Origin of the sequence: Pseudonocardia ammonioxydans (genome assembly GCF_900115005.1) — a bacterium.
Classification (GTDB): Bacteria; Actinomycetota; Actinomycetes; order Mycobacteriales; family Pseudonocardiaceae; genus Pseudonocardia; species Pseudonocardia ammonioxydans.
Genome location: NZ_FOUY01000036.1, coordinates 16,042 through 29,974, shown reverse-complemented (window position 1 = coordinate 29,974; position 13,933 = coordinate 16,042). Strand labels below are relative to the sequence as shown.

At 75.7% G+C, this 13,933-nt stretch carries 14 protein-coding genes; 6 read left to right on the top strand and 8 right to left on the bottom strand.

Annotated features, from left to right (window positions below):
* Nucleotide 1: 1 nt before the first annotated feature.
* The 4 genes from BM093_RS26195 to BM093_RS36190 all read right to left on the bottom strand — a co-directional run bounded on the left by BM093_RS26195 (nt 2) and on the right by BM093_RS36190 (nt 4,750).
* Nucleotides 2-628, bottom strand: coding sequence for an acyl-CoA-like ligand-binding transcription factor (locus tag BM093_RS26195; RefSeq protein WP_093351456.1), 627 nt, complete (start codon nt 626-628; stop codon nt 2-4).
* On the bottom strand, nt 621-2,672 hold the full coding sequence (locus tag BM093_RS26190) for an MFS transporter (protein WP_245773815.1): 2,052 nt from the start codon (nt 2,670-2,672) through the stop codon (nt 621-623). The genes BM093_RS26195 and BM093_RS26190 overlap by 8 nt, the downstream gene beginning before the upstream one ends.
* 147 nt (nt 2,673-2,819) lie before the next feature.
* Entirely contained in the window at nt 2,820-4,100 is a 1,281-nt protein-coding gene (locus tag BM093_RS26185; protein ID WP_093351450.1) for a sensor histidine kinase, read from the bottom strand.
* The gene (locus BM093_RS36190) at nt 4,097-4,750 is read right to left on the bottom strand and encodes a response regulator transcription factor (protein WP_177238717.1); all 654 of its coding nucleotides are present in this window, start codon (nt 4,748-4,750) and stop codon (nt 4,097-4,099) included. Before BM093_RS36190 ends, BM093_RS26185 begins: the two co-directional genes overlap by 4 nt.
* Before the next feature lie 129 nt (nt 4,751-4,879).
* Between BM093_RS36190 and BM093_RS26175 the strand changes: the two genes are divergently transcribed.
* The 3 genes from BM093_RS26175 to BM093_RS26165 are packed head-to-tail and all read left to right on the top strand — an operon-like array spanning nt 4,880 to nt 8,651.
* A complete protein-coding gene (locus tag BM093_RS26175; protein ID WP_245773814.1) occupies nt 4,880-5,920 on the top strand; it encodes an iron ABC transporter substrate-binding protein in 1,041 nt (346 codons plus the stop codon).
* Nucleotides 5,921-5,922: 2 nt separating this feature from the next.
* Entirely contained in the window at nt 5,923-7,527 is a 1,605-nt protein-coding gene (locus tag BM093_RS26170) for an ABC transporter permease (protein ID WP_245773813.1), read from the top strand.
* A 44-nt stretch (nt 7,528-7,571) separates the two neighbouring features.
* Complete coding sequence (locus tag BM093_RS26165; RefSeq protein WP_218162933.1) at nt 7,572-8,651, top strand: ABC transporter ATP-binding protein; 1,080 nt, start codon at nt 7,572-7,574, stop codon at nt 8,649-8,651.
* Between the two features lie 4 nt (nt 8,652-8,655).
* Here BM093_RS26165 and BM093_RS26160 read toward each other — a convergent pair whose 3' ends face one another.
* From BM093_RS26160 to BM093_RS26145, 4 genes are all read right to left on the bottom strand, one after another.
* Nucleotides 8,656-9,603: an acyl-CoA desaturase gene (locus tag BM093_RS26160; protein WP_093351444.1), complete on the bottom strand. Its 948-nt coding sequence runs from the start codon at nt 9,601-9,603 to the stop codon at nt 8,656-8,658.
* 67 nt (nt 9,604-9,670) lie between these two features.
* Nucleotides 9,671-10,753 carry an LLM class flavin-dependent oxidoreductase gene (locus tag BM093_RS26155; RefSeq protein WP_093351434.1) on the bottom strand — a complete coding sequence of 361 codons (1,083 nt, stop codon included), beginning with the start codon at nt 10,751-10,753 and terminating at the stop codon, nt 9,671-9,673.
* 10 nt (nt 10,754-10,763) lie between these two features.
* Nucleotides 10,764-11,390, bottom strand: coding sequence for an isochorismatase family protein (locus BM093_RS26150; protein WP_093351429.1), 627 nt, complete (start codon nt 11,388-11,390; stop codon nt 10,764-10,766).
* The gene (locus BM093_RS26145; protein ID WP_218162932.1) at nt 11,387-12,043 is read right to left on the bottom strand and encodes a GntR family transcriptional regulator; all 657 of its coding nucleotides are present in this window, start codon (nt 12,041-12,043) and stop codon (nt 11,387-11,389) included. The genes BM093_RS26150 and BM093_RS26145 overlap by 4 nt, the downstream gene beginning before the upstream one ends.
* 137 nt (nt 12,044-12,180) lie before the next feature.
* Between BM093_RS26145 and BM093_RS26140 the strand changes: the two genes are divergently transcribed.
* The 3 genes from BM093_RS26140 to BM093_RS26135 all read left to right on the top strand — a co-directional run bounded on the left by BM093_RS26140 (nt 12,181) and on the right by BM093_RS26135 (nt 13,921).
* On the top strand, nt 12,181-13,083 hold the full coding sequence (locus BM093_RS26140) for an isocitrate lyase/PEP mutase family protein (protein WP_093351426.1): 903 nt from the start codon (nt 12,181-12,183) through the stop codon (nt 13,081-13,083).
* A 191-nt stretch (nt 13,084-13,274) separates the two neighbouring features.
* On the top strand, nt 13,275-13,496 hold the full coding sequence (locus BM093_RS35340) for a hypothetical protein (protein ID WP_143105528.1): 222 nt from the start codon (nt 13,275-13,277) through the stop codon (nt 13,494-13,496).
* Nucleotides 13,493-13,921 carry an acylphosphatase gene (locus BM093_RS26135; protein WP_093351423.1) on the top strand — a complete coding sequence of 143 codons (429 nt, stop codon included), beginning with the start codon at nt 13,493-13,495 and terminating at the stop codon, nt 13,919-13,921. Before BM093_RS35340 ends, BM093_RS26135 begins: the two co-directional genes overlap by 4 nt.
* Nucleotides 13,922-13,933 lie beyond the last annotated feature (12 nt).

Here is a 13,933-nt window from a genome sequence, read left to right as displayed (position 1 = left end):
CCTACACCGGGACCCCGGTCGCGGCGGGCAGCCCGGCCTCGAACACCGCCATCGCCTCGTCGACCAGCTGGGTCAGCTCCGGTTCCCGCGGGTCGGTGCCGTGGTCACCGAGCCAGTGCTGCACGGCGACGCGCAGCGCGGTGACGGTGGCGGCCGCCGCCAGCGTCGGGAACATGTCGCTCGCCGGGTCGGTCCCGGTCCGGGCGACGACGGCGGCGGCCAGCTCCCGCTCCTGCGCGCCGTAGGCGGCCATGTGGTGGGCGACGACGGCCGGGTGCGTGCGCAGCGCCCGCAACCGCATGAAGCGGTCCAGGTAGCCCGGGTCGGTGACGACCGCGTGCAGGGCGTGGCGCAGCGACTCGGTCACCGGCTCGTCGGCGGGCCGCCCGGTGAACGCGTCCACCAGGATCTCCGCGGTCACCGCGTTGCCGGCGACGACCGCCTCCTCCTTGGAGGTGAAGTAGTTGAAGAAGGTGCGCGGTGCGACGTCGGCGGCGTCGGCGATCTGCTCGACGGTCACCTGGTCGACGCCGTGCTCGCTGCACAGGCGCAGCGCCGCCGAGGCCAGCGCCGCCCGCGTCGCGGCCTTCTTCCGTTCCCGCCGCCCCTGCGGCGCCTGCTCAGCCACGGTCGGCTCCGGTGTTCGTGCGGCCCGCCGTTCCCGGGAGCACCGTTCCCGGGGCGACCGCCTCCGGGAATGCCACTCCGCGGGTCGCGGGCTCGCCCACCGAGACGATCTCGGGCCGAGCCGGTCCGGGCAGCGGCTCCAGGTCGACGTCGAGGCGCATGCCCTCCTGCGGCACCGTCACCCGGTGCGCGGCGGGCCTGCCCTCCCAGCGGTACACCGTGGAGACGGTGCCGGTCGCGACGCAGATCCGGTAGTGACCGTCGTCGTCGGCGCGGGTGCGGGCCAGCTCGGTCCCGTCCCGGTCGAGGACGGTGAGCACGGCCCCCGCGGCCGGGGCCCCGTCGGCCCGCACGATGCCGTGCAGGACCGGCGCGGTGCCGGCGGCCGCCGCGGTGCGGTCGGCTCCGGTGCGGCCGTGGGCCCCGGTGCTGTGGGTCCCGGTGCCGGGGCTCGCCCCGGCCGGGGTGCCCGGCCCGGTGCCCGGCTCGATGTCGCCCGGCTCGATGTCGATCGTGTCGCGCAGCGGCCGCTCACGCAGGAACACGATCGCGATCAGTGCCAGCGCCGCCAGCGGCGCGGCGACCAGGAAGATGTCGGCGATCGCGTGGCCGTAGGAGTCCATGACGATCGACCGGACGGGCTCGGGCAGCTCGGCCAGGTTCGGCACCTGCCCGCCCGCGGTGGCGCCACCGCCGTCGATCCCGGCGGCGGCCAGCCCGGACGAGGTCCGCGACGCGACCACCGAGGCCAGCAGCGCGCCCAGCCCGGCGACACCCGCCGAGCCGCCCAGCGAGCGGAAGAAAGTGACCGTCGAGCTCGCGGCGCCCATGTTGCGCAGCGCCACCGTGTTCTGCACGGCGAGCACGAGGTTCTGCTGGGTCATGCCCACGCCCGTGCCGACGAGCAGCATCGCGATCGCGACCTGCCAGTACGGCACGGTCGAGGAGACGATCACCGCGGCGAGCGTCAGGCCGGCGACCAGGGACGCGCCGCCGGTCACGAGGTAGCGCTTCCAGCGGCCGTAGCGGCTGATCAGCTGCCCGGCCACGTTGGAGGCCACGAACATCCCGACGATCATCGGGAGGGTCATCACCCCGGCCTCGGTGGCGGTCGCGCCCCGGGCGAGCTGGAAGTACTGCGAGAGGAAGATCGTCGAGCCGAACATCGCGACACCGACGAACAGGCTCGCCACCGTGGCCAGCACGAACGTCCGGTCCCGGAACAGGAACGGCGGCACGACCGGCTCCTTCGCGCGGCGCTCGACGACCACGGCCAGCCCCAGCAGCAGCACACCGGCGACGACCAGGCCGATCGAGGTCGGCGAGCCCCAGGCGAACTCCTTGCCGGCCAGCGAGGTCCACAGCAGCAGGGCCGAGACTCCGGCCGCGATCACCAGGGCGCCGAGGTAGTCGATCGAGACGTCGTCGCGCGGTGCCGTCGGGAGGTTCAGCGTGCGCTGCAGCACGACCAGCGCGATCGCGGCGAGCGGGACGCCGACGAAGAAGCACCAGCGCCAGCCCAGCGGGGAGTCGACGATGACCCCGCCGAGCAGCGGGCCGCCGACGACCGCCAGCGACATGATCGCGCTCAGGTAGCCCATGTAGCGGCCGCGCTCGCGCGGGGTGATGATCGCGGCGATCACGACCTGGGCGAGCGACTGCAGGCCACCCATGCCGAGCCCCTGCAGCACCCGGAAACCGATCAGCTGTGACGTCGAGACGGCCAGGCCGCAGAGCAGCGAGCCGATCAGGAAGATCCCGATCGCCGCCTGGACCAGCACCTTCTTGGAGTAGAGGTCCGCGAGCTTGCCCCAGATCGGGGTCGAGGCCGTCATCGCCAGCAGCGACGCCGAGACCACCCAGGTGTACTCGGCCTGGGTGCCGCCGAGGTCGCCGAGGATGCGGGGCAGCGCGTTGGACACGATCGTGCTGGAGAGCACGCCGACGAACAGGGCCATCAGCAGGCCGGTCAGCGGAATGAGCACGTCGCGCCGGTGGGCGGCGGCCTCCTCCGGAGCGCGGGTCGCGCGGGTAGTTGACGTCACGCAACGATAATGCGCGCGAACGTGCACTGCGTGCAAGTTTGCCGGGAGTGCGCTTCCGCACAGTGCCGTCCGGAACGCTGCGGTCCGGCACGCTGCCGTCGGGCACGCTGCCGTCCGTCCGGGACCACTGCCGTCCGGGAGCGCTGGTCACGTCGCGGCCGGCAGCTCCACCGTGACCACCGTCCCCGCTCCGGGATCGCTGCGGACATCGATCCGGCCACCGGCATCGGCCGCGGCGCGGCGGACGAGCAGCAGGCCGATGTGGCCGGGCTGCGGCCCGGTGCCCGGGTCGAAACCGGTGCCGTCGTCGGCCACGTCCAGCCGGGCGGTGCCGCCGGTGACGGCCAGCGTGACCGTGATCCGGCTCGCCGCCGCGTGCGCCCGGGCGTTGCGCAGCAGCTCCCCGGTGATGCGGTGCAGCAGGACGGCGGTCCGGTCCGTCAGCCCGGCCGCCCCACCGATCTCGACCCGGGCCGGTGGGATCCCGTCCCGGGCCTGGGCGCGCAGCGCCGCAGCCAGCCCGGCCGCGCCGACGTCGTCGGGCACCAGGTCGTCGAGGACGGACCGGATCCGGGTGACCCCGTCGCCGACGGACTCCCGGGCGCGGCCCAGCAGCTCCGGGCGGGCCGCGGCCAGATCGAGCATCAGCCCTGCCGAGGCCAGGCCGGGCAGCACGTCGTCGTGCAGCCGGCGGGCGAGGTCGCGCCGGGCGAGCTCGCCGGCTGCCAGGCCGTACAGGGCCGCGTCGCGCCGCTCGGCCCGGTCCCGCTCGCGCCGGCGGGCCAGCGCCACCGACAGCGGCAGCACGGCCAGCGCGACCGCGCCCATCCCGGCGATCGCCGGCGGCAGCAGGAGTCCCACGGCCCGGGCGGTGGCCCCCTCGACGTCGACCGGGACGTAGACCTCCAGGCGGGCCGCGCGGCCGGCGACGTCGGAGAAGCCCAGGAACACCTCGCGCAGGTCGCCGGCCTGCTCGTAGCGGTGCTCCGGGTCGTCGGGCACGGTCAGCACCACCGCCTCCCCGGCGTCCAGGCGGGCGGCGAGGACCGGGTCGAAGCGGCGGGTCACGCCCTCGATCCGCGGCTCGTCGGAGAACACCACCCGCGCCGAGTCCCGCTCGACCAGCCAGACCTTGACCCGCGACACCATGCCGACCGTGCGGAAGGGCTCCAGGTCGTCGAGCAGCCGCGCCCGGTCCCGTGCCCCCGCGGCACCGAGGTCGCGCTCGGCCAGCGGCACCACGACGGCCGCCGCGACCCGCCGGGACACCTGCTCGGCGCGGCGCTCGGCCTCGGCGTGCGCGAGCCACCACACCCCGCCCGCGACCAGCCCGCACAGCACGAGCAGCGCGGTGACGGTGAGCAGGCCGTGCCGGAGCAGGGTCCGGCCGAGCAGGCTTCGGGTCCGCAGCGCCCGCAAGATCTTCATCGGAGGAGGTCGGCGACGGGCTCGCCCTCCGGGTCGAAGGCCACCAGGCCCAGCCGCTCCGCGACGACGACGGCCTCCAGCTGGGACCGGGCGTCCAGCTTGCCCAGCACGGCGCGGACGTGGTCGCGCACGGTATGCGGCGACAGGGCGAGGCCCGATGCGATGCGGGCGACGTCCCGCCCGCGGGCCAGCCCGCCCAGCACCTCCAGCTCGCGCGGGGTCAGGTGCGGCAGGCCCGGGTCGGCGGCCGGCCCGGCCGCGGCAGGGACCGTGCCACCCGCCCCGAGGTCCCGGCCGGCCCCGACGGCCCGGACTGCACGAAGGATCTCCGTCAGCGGGGCCTCCTTGCCCAGGAACCCGGCCGCGCCGGCCGCGCGGGCCAGCCGGGCGGGTCCGGGCCGGGGGTGCGCGGTGAGCACGAGCGCGCGGGCGCCGGCCGCGTGCACCGCCGGGAGCAGGGACAGCCCGCCGCCGGGCAGCCGGACGTCCAGCACGACCACGTCGCACCGGGCGGTCCCGGCGAGCGCCGTGCGGGCGTCGTCGGCGGTGTGGGCGACACCGACGACGGCGAGGTCGGGCTCGGCGCCCAGGCCGAGCGCGAGCAGGTCGGTGAACGAGCGGTGGTCGTCGACCAGCAGGACCCGCAGCACGACGCCGCACCCCCTCAATTCTCGGGAGATCGCCCCTCCGGCGACCGAGGTTAGCCTGCCCTCGCCCTGAACGGGAGCGACCGGATGGTCCTCACATACCGGACAGGCCCACGAGACACGGAGGATCACGTGACCCGCTCCACCAGGACCGGCGTGCTCGCCGGCGCGTTCCTGGCCACGACCCTGCTCGTCGCCGCGTGCGGCGGTGGGTCCGGCCCGGCCCCCGCCGAGCCGGCCGCCGAACCGGTCGCCGCCGGGCAGCGCACCCTGACCCTGTACTCGGGCCGCGACGAGGAGCTCGTCGGACCGCTGATCCAGCAGTTCCAGGAGCAGTCCGGCATCACGGTGGAGACCCGGTACGGCTCCACGACCGAGATGGCGGCCCAGCTCGCCGAGGAGGGCGACGCGACCCCCGCCCAGGTGTTCCTCTCCCAGGACGCCGGCGCGCTCGGGGCGCTGCAGGGCTCGTTCGCCCCGCTGCCCGAGGACGTGCGCACCGCCGTCCCGGCCGGGTACACCTCGACCGACGGCGGCTGGGTCGGCCTGACCGGGCGGGCCCGGGTCGCCGCGTACAACACGCGGGTCTCCGAGGCCGAGGTGCCCGCGGACGTCACCGAGCTCACCGACCCGACGTGGAAGGGCCGGGTCGGGATCGCCCCGACCAACGCCTCGTTCCAGGCGTTCGTGACCGCGCTGCGGGTGCAGGAGGGTGAGGACGAGGCCCGCCGGTTCCTCGAGGGGCTGCAGGCCAACGACGTCCAGACCTTCCCCCGCAACACCGCCATCCTGGAGGCGGTCGACGCCGGAGCCGTCGACGTCGGCCTGATCAACCACTACTACTACGTGGCCGCCGAGACCCCGCCGGCGAACACGCGGCTGAAGTTCGGGGCGCCGGGCACCGCGAGCGCGCTGGTCAACGTCACCGGCGCCGGCATCCTCGCCGGCGCCGCGCAGTCCGCCGAGGCCCAGGAGCTGGTCCGGTTCCTGGTCTCCCCCGGGGCCCAGGAGTACTTCGCCACCGAGACCGGCGAGTACCCGCTGGTCGCGGGCGTCGGGTCCCCGCAGGGGGTGCCGCCGCTGGCCGAGCTCGACGCACCGGAGCTCGACCTGGCAGACCTGCGCAGTCTCGACGAGACCACGCAGCTCATGACCCAGGTGGGCCTGCTCTGACGGTGCTGCGCCGGACCGGCCCCGCACCCGCCGCGGTGGCGCCCCCGGACCCGCCGGGACACTCCGTCCCGGCGGGCCCGGCCGGCCGCCGGGCCCCGCGGCTGCTGCTGGCCGCGTCCGTCGGGGTCGCGGCGGCGGCCGCGCTGCCGCTGGTGTGGCTGCTCGTGCGGGTCGCCGGTGCCGACCCGGGCCGGGTGGCCGGGCTGCTGGCCCGCGGGCGCACGCTGACCCTGCTGGTGAACTCGGTGCTGCTCGTCGCCTGCGTGTCCGCCGGCTGTCTGGTGCTGGGCCTGGCGACCGCGACGCTGCTCGCCCGGGTCCGGCTGCCCCGGCCGGGGCTGTGGTGGGTGCTGGCGGCGCTGCCGCTGGCGGTGCCGTCCTACCTCCTGGCGTTCGCGGTGCTGGCGGTGCGGCCCGACGCCCGTGGCCTGGCCCCGCTGGTCCTGGTGCTCGTGCCGGCGTGCACGCCCTACGTGACGCTGCCCGCCGCCGCGGCGCTGCGCGCGGCCGACACCGGCCCGGAGGACGCCGCCCGGACCCTCGGCCGGGGCCCGCTCGCCGCGTTCTGCCGGGTCACGCTGCCGCAGGCGGTGCCGGCCGCGCTGGCCGGCACGCTGCTCGCCGCGCTGTACACGCTGTCCGACTTCGGTGCGCCGGCGCTGCTGCGCTACGAGTCGTTCACCTGGGCGGTGCAGGCCGCCTACGAGGGGACCGTCGACCGCACCGGCGCCGCGGTGACGGCACTGGTGCTGGCCGCGCTGACGCTGCTGCTGGTGGTGGCCGAGCGGGCGGCGCGGCGGCGGTTCACCCGCGGCCGGGCCACGTCGGCGGTGCACCGGACCCCACCGGCCCACCCGGGCCGGGCCGGCACCGCGGCGGCCGTGGGTGGGCTCTCCGCGGTCGCCGCGCTCACCCTGGTCGGGCCGCCCGCGGTGCTGGTGGGGCGGATCGTCGCCGCCGGCGGCATCGACGTGGACTGGGCCCGGCTCGCGTCGGCCGCGTGGTCGACGCTGCTGCTGGCCGGCGCGGCGGGGCTGCTCGCGGTGCTGCTGGCCCTGCCGGTCGGCGTGCTCGCGGCCCGCCACCGGAGCCGGGGCGCGGCCGCCGTCGAGTCGATCGCCTACCTGGGGCAGGGGCTGCCGGGCGTCGTCGTCGGGCTCGCGCTGGTGTTCTTCTCGCTGGCCGTGCTGCCCGGGCTGTACCAGACGGCCGCGGTACTGGTGTTCGCCTACGCGGTGCTGCTCCTGCCCAAGGCGCTCGGCGCGACCCGCTCCGCGGTCGAGCGGGTGCCGGTCGAGGCGGAGGAGGTCGCCCGCACGCTCGGCCGGTCGGCGGCGGGGACCTGGTGGGCGGTGACCGCGCGGCAGGCCTGGCCGGGGGTCGCCGCCGGCGGGCTGCTGGTCACGGTGACCGCGATGAAGGAGCTCCCGGCGACCCTGATGCTGCGCCCGACCGGGGTCGACACCCTCGCCACCCGGTTGTGGGCCGAGACCGCGCTCGGGGCCTACGGCGCGGCGGCTCCGGCCGCGCTCGCGCTGCTGCTCATCGCGTGCGTCCCCGCGGCGCTGCTGGTCCGGGCCGGCCCGGCGCGGGAGCAGGAGCGGTGACCGGCGGGAGCGGTGACGTAGGGGAGCGGTGGGACGGAGCGGCGATGGCACCGACCCCGATGGGACCGACGGCGATGGCACTGACGGTGCGCGGGATCGTCGCCGGCTACGGGCACGAGCCGGTGCTGCACGGCGTCGACCTGGAGGCCGGCCCGGGCGAGCTCGTGTCGGTGCTCGGCGCGTCCGGCAGTGGCAAGACCACGCTGCTCCGGGTGGTCGCCGGCCTGCACCGGCCCCGCGCCGGGAGCGTGCACCTGGGTGCCGACGACGTCACCGCGGTCGCGCCGGAGCAGCGCGGGGTGGGCCTGGTGCCGCAGGAGGGTGCGCTGTTCGCGCACCTGTCCGTGGCCCGCAACGTCGGCTTCGGGCTGGCCCCGACCGGCCGGGCCCGGCTCCGCCGCACGGCCGCGGCGACGGCGGCGGCCCGGGCACGGGTCGGTGAGCTGCTCGACCTGGTCGGCCTGGCCGGCACGGCGGACCGGATGCCGCACCAGCTCTCCGGCGGGGAGCGGCGCCGGGTCGCGCTGGCCCGGGCCCTCGCCCCGCGCCCGCGTGTCGTGCTGCTCGACGAGCCGTTCTCCGCGCTCGACGCCGGGCTGCGCGAGCAGGTGCGCGGCGAGGTCGTCGCGGCGCTGCGGGCCGCCGGGAGCACCGCGGTGCTCATCACGCACGACCGCCGGGAGGCGCTGTCGGTGAGCGACCGGGTCGCCGTCCTGCACGACGGGCGGGTGGAGCAGACCGCCGCGCCCCGCGAGCTGTACGCGACCCCGGCCACCGCCCGGGTCGCCCGGTTCGTCGGCGACGCCGCACTACTGCCCGGCCGGGTGCGCGGCGGGGAGGTCGAGACGGTGCTGGGCCGCAGCCCGGTGCGTGCCGGGGCCGCCACCGGTGCGGTGCTCGCGGTGCTGCGGCCCGAGCAGCTGCGGATCGCCGCGCCCACCGGCACCGGGGTCGCGGCCGAGATCGTGGACGTCGAGTTCCTCGGCGACGCGCTGCTGGTCACCGCCCGGCCGGACGGCGGGCCCGCCGTCCGGGTCCGGGCGCCCGCCGGGGAGCCCTGGCGCCCGGGGGAGCGCTGCCGGGTGGCCGCGGCGGGCCCGGTGCACGTCGTGCCGGACCGGTGACGGGTCAGGCGCCCGCGGCCGGCTCCGTGCGCGCGGCGAGCCGGGCCAGCCGCTTCGCCGTCGGCCACCGCACGTCGTGGGCCCAGCCGGCCTTCTCGAACAGCCGGATCACCGCGGCCGAGATGTCGATCTCACCGCGGCCGACGCCGTGCCGGGCCGAGGTCGGGTCGGCGTGGTGCAGGTTGTGCCAGGACTCGCCCATGCTCGGGACGGCCAGCAGCCAGACGTTGGTCGAGCGGTCCCGTGCCCGCCACGGCCGCTCGCCGACCAGGTGGCAGATCGAGTTCGTCGACCAGGCCACGTGGTGCGAGACCGCGACCCGCACCAGGCCGGCCCAGAAGAACGCGGTGAACGCGCCCCACCAGGACCAGGTGACCAGCCCGCCGATCACCGCCGGGCCGAGCACCGACAGCACCGTGAGCACCGTGAAGCCGCGGTGCACCCGGTCGATGTCGGGGTCGGCGAGCAGGTCCGGGGTGAACCGGCGCTGGTCGGTCAGCGACCGGTCGAAGATCCAGCCCATGTGGGCGTGCCAGAACCCGCGCACCAGCGCGGCGGGGGAGGTGCCGTAGCGCCAGGGCGAGTGCGGGTCGCCCTCGGCGTCGGCGTAGGCGTGGTGGCGCCGGTGGTCGGCCACCCAGTGCCGCACCGGCCCCTGCACCGCCAGGCTGCCCGCGACGGCCAGGGCGATCCGCAGCGGCCGCGTCGCCTTGAACGATCCGTGGGTGAAGTAGCGGTGGAACCCGACCGTGACCCCGAGCATGGACACCACGTACATGCCGAGCGCCAGACCGGCGTCCAGCCAGGTCAGCCCCCAGCCCCAGGCGAGCGGGACGGCGGCGACCAGGGCGAGCGCCGGAATGATCGCGAAGGCGTAGACGAACAGGTGCGGTACGGGGTGGCGGAGCCGGTCGGAGAGATCACGGGGAGCGGCGGGCCGGGTGTCGGTCACGGTGTCCGATCGTTCCGGGTGTCCCCACCCCGGGGCAGTGGGGAGAACCCCCGTCCCGGCCGCTCCGTCACGCCGTCGGGGCCGGCTGGGCGGCCTCGCGGAGCAGCGGCGTGACGCGCTCCCCGAACTTGGTGACGCCGTCGACGAAGTCCGGCCAGGTGAGCAGCGCACCGTCGATCCCGGTCGTCACCGCGATCTCGTCGAGCTGGGCGGCCACCCGCTCGTAGGAACCCTTCAGCACCGGCAGCGACAGGAACGCCATGTTGCCTTCCTCGGCCGGGCGTTCCAGCGACGCGAGCAGCTGCGCCGACGTCCCGTCCGGGTTGGTGTCCAGCGAGGCCCCGGTCGTCATGTAGCTGATCGCCTCGAGGTCGGCGTTCTCGATGATGTGCCGGCACAGCTTGTCGGCCTCGGCGTCGGTCTCCTCGGCGATGACGCAGTAGAGGGCGTAGGTCCCCACGTCCCGCCCCTTCGCGTCCCCGATCCGCTTGACCCCCGACGCGATCTCACCGACCTTCGACCGCTCGGCCATGATGAAGTTGCGGTCGCCGTGGGTCGCGGTGAACTCCTGGCCGGCGGGCGACTGGCCCGCGCACACGACCGTCGGGGTGTGCAGCGGCTTGGGCCGCATGTCGGCCTCGGTGAAGGTGAAGAACTCGCCCTCGAAGGTCGTCGGGCCCTCGCTCCACAGTGCCCGCAGCGCCTGCACGTACTCGGCGGCGTACTCGTAGCGCTTGGCGAAGTACTCGTCGCCGGGCCACAGACCCATCTGCGTGTACTCCGGCTTGCTCCAGCCGGTCACGATGTTGAGGCCGCAGCGGCCGCCGGAGATCTCGTCGAGGGTCGCGACCATCCGCGCGGCCATGATCGGGTGCGTGGCCAGGGTGGTCACCGACGGGAACAGCCCGATCCGTTCGGTCACCGCGGCGAGCCCGCCGAACAGGGTGAACGACTCCAGGCACGCGCCCCAGAAGTCGCTCGGGCCGCCGCTGCCGCGGTGCTTCATCATCGACAGCACGAAGTCGAGGCCCTGCTTCTCGGCCTCCTGCGTGATCGCGACGTTGTGCGCGAAGCTGGGCCGGTACTGCGGGCTGCCGGTGGACAGGATGTAGCCGTTGGTGGCGTTGGGGATGAAGACGCCGTACTGCACGGGGGACCTCCTACGGGGACAGCTGGGGAAGGGCGTGGGCCAGGTCGACGACGTCGGCGTACTTCGCGTCGAGATCGGCGAGGTTCTGCTCGTGCACGGCCGGGGCGCGGTCGCCGCAGGCCTCGCCGACGACGATCGGGCGGAACCCGGCGGCGAGGGCCTCGGTCGCCGTCGCCCGGACGCAACCGGACGTCGACACCCCGGTCACGACGACGGTGTCGACGCCGTGCGCGCGCAGGGTCGCGGCCAGCGAGGTGCCGGCGAACGCCGAGGCGTGCTGCTTGGCGACGACGGGTTCACCCGGGCCGGGACTCAGCGTCGGCTCGCCCCAGCCGCCCGGTGCGCCCTCGGCGAAGCAGGCCAGCGACGGGACCTTCGCCGCGAACCAGCCCGCGTCGGCCATGTCGGGCGCGTAGCGCACCACCGTCCAGAACACCGGGCGGCCGCCGGCCCGGGCGGCGGCGACCACGTCGCGGCACCCGGTGACCACCCGCTCGACGGTGGCCGCGTCACCGAGGTGGAACGGCCCGTCCGGGTCGGTGTAGGCGCGCACCAGGTCCACGACGACGACCGCGGGGGCGGCACCCCAGCCGACGCGGCCGGCGAACGGTGCCCCGTGCGGGTTCGGCCGGTTCACCGGCGGTCCCCGGTCATGACGGCGCGGGCGTTCGCGATGTGGCTGACCATCACCGCCGCCGCCCAGGCGCCGTCCCCGGCGCGCAGCGCGGCGACGATCTCGGCGTGGTGGGCCAGGCTGCGGGCCAGCGAACCGGCGTCGTAGCTGTGGAAGGTGCGCAGGACCACCGGTGTGTGCACCACCCCGGCCAGCGCGGCAGCGAGTGCCGGGGTGTCGGCGATCTCGATCAGGCGGGCGTGGAACCGGCGGTTGAGCTCCACCAGGGCGTCGAGGTCCTGGCCGGGGCCGGGTGCGCCGGTGGCGAGCATCGTCGCGGCCAGGTCGTCGAGCTCGTCGAGGTCCGCGGCGGTGGCGCGGGCGGCGGCCCGTTCGGTGGCGCGCGGCTCGAGGGCCCGGCGGACGTCGAACGTGTCGTCCAGATCGGCCTCGGTGAACCGGGTGACCCGGGCACCGCGGTGCGGGTGCAGCTCGACGAGGCCCTCGGCCGCGAGCCGCGTCAGCGCCTCCCGGACCGGGGTGCGGGACAGGCCGAGGCGCTCGGCGAGCTCGACCTCGCCCAGGTGGGCGCCCCCGGGGAGCGCGCCGGACAGGATCTGCTCGCGCAGCTCGACCTGGGCCCGCTCGGACGCCCTGCGACGTGCCGTCTCCACCACGTGTTCACCCGTCCCTTCGCTCGGATGTATGCAACTTACGAGTGAGCTGCTCCACGCACAAGCCTTCCGGGGCTGTTCACAGCGCCGTAACCGAGGCAGGCTGGAGGTCTGTTGTACACAACGATGGAAGGACGACCGTGGGAGACCTGCTCAGCCAGCCCGGCAACCGGCGTGCCCGGTTGCGTGCCCTGCTCGACGCCGGCGAGCCCGTGCTCGCGCCCGGTGCCTACGACGCCCTGTCGGCCCGGCTCGTCGAGCAGGCCGGCTTCGACGTCGTCTACATGACCGGCTTCGGCACGACGGCCGGCCTGCTCGGCCGGCCCGACGTCGGCCTGCTCGGCGGTGCCGAGATGGCCGCGCACGCCGGTCGGCTGGCCGATGCCGTCGACCTCCCGCTGATCGCCGACGCCGACACCGGCTACGGCAACCCGATCAACGTGATCCGCACGATCCGGGACTACGAGCGCGCCGGGGTGGCGGCCCTGCACCTGGAGGACCAGGTGATGCCGAAGCGTTGCGGGCACCTGGCCGGCAAGCAGGTCGTCCCGGCGGGGGAGATGACGGCGAAGATCCGGGCCGCCGTCGACGCCCGGACCGACCCGGACATGCTGATCATCGCCCGTACCGACGCGGCGGCCGTCGACGGGCTCGACGCGGCCATCGACCGGGCCCGCCGGTTCGCCGACGCCGGGGCCGACCTGCTGTTCGTCGAGGCGCCGACGTCGGAGGCGCACATCGAGCGGGTCGCCTCGGAGCTGAGCGGGCACCGCCTGGTGTTCAACTGGGCCGAGGGCGGGCGCACCCCCGCGCTGTCCCGGGAGCGGCTCGCCGAGCTGGGTTTCGCGCTGGTGCTGTTCCCCGTCGGCACCCTGCTCGCGGCGACCGCCGGGATGACCGAGCTGCTCGCGCGACTGCGCGCCGACGGCAGCCCGGCGGCGATGCTGGAGCGGCTCGGCGGGCTCGACGCGTTCGCCGAGCTCGCCGGAATCGGCGAGATCCGGCAACTGGAAGACGCCTATCGCAACGACGAAAAGGGGTGACGGTTACCCGGGTGACAATGGGGCCAAACGCACCTGTCCGGAAGGTGTGCGCCATTGTCCGTAGGGCGATCACGAATTCGCGTCCCGAGTGGCGCCACGCTGTGTGATCACTCACACTCGTCCGCACGTGGTTCGCTGACCTGCGATGTCGCCCGAGACAGCAGGCGGTGGACGGCGAAGCGACGCGTTTCATGGCGGTGAAGATCGTGCAGCAGAACACCCCGCGGCTCCGAATTTGTGAGCGGTGCTGGACAACGGTGGCAGAGGGATCGGTGTGCCGGATCTTCCGGCACACCGATCCGGGCGCCCCGACGGATGCCCCCGTGTTCAGCTACCGGCACCTCGACGGTGATCCGGCGTGTACCGGGGCGCAGGTGCCCGAGGACGAGAACGAGCAGGGGCGGGCGGCGTGAGCGCGCCCGTCCCCCGGCCGCCGCAGGCGCAGCCTCCGCGACCCGGGCTGGTCGCGGTGCCGACGCCGCCTGCAGCGCAGCGCGCGCCGGCCCCCGCGCCGTCCGGTGAGCACGATCGGCTCCGGGAGAACCTGGGCCGGGTGCTGGCCGACCTGCGCTGGCCCGCGTTCCGGTGGCAGGTCCTCGCCGAGGCCGAGGCGTGGGGGGTGAGCGGGGTCGTGCGCAACCAGCTCGTCCCGCTGCCGGACGGCCGGTACGCCTCGGTCGAGGCGGTGGTGGAGATCCTGACCGCGGCGGCGCGCGGGCGGCTGCGGGCCGCTCCGCCGGCACCGGCCGTGCGGCCGGACCGGTTGCACCCCGCGGAGCGGGCCGCCGCCGCGCGGCGGCGCCCCGTGCTGGCCCGGCGGGGTGGACGGCGCGGTTGAGCCGGTCCCCCT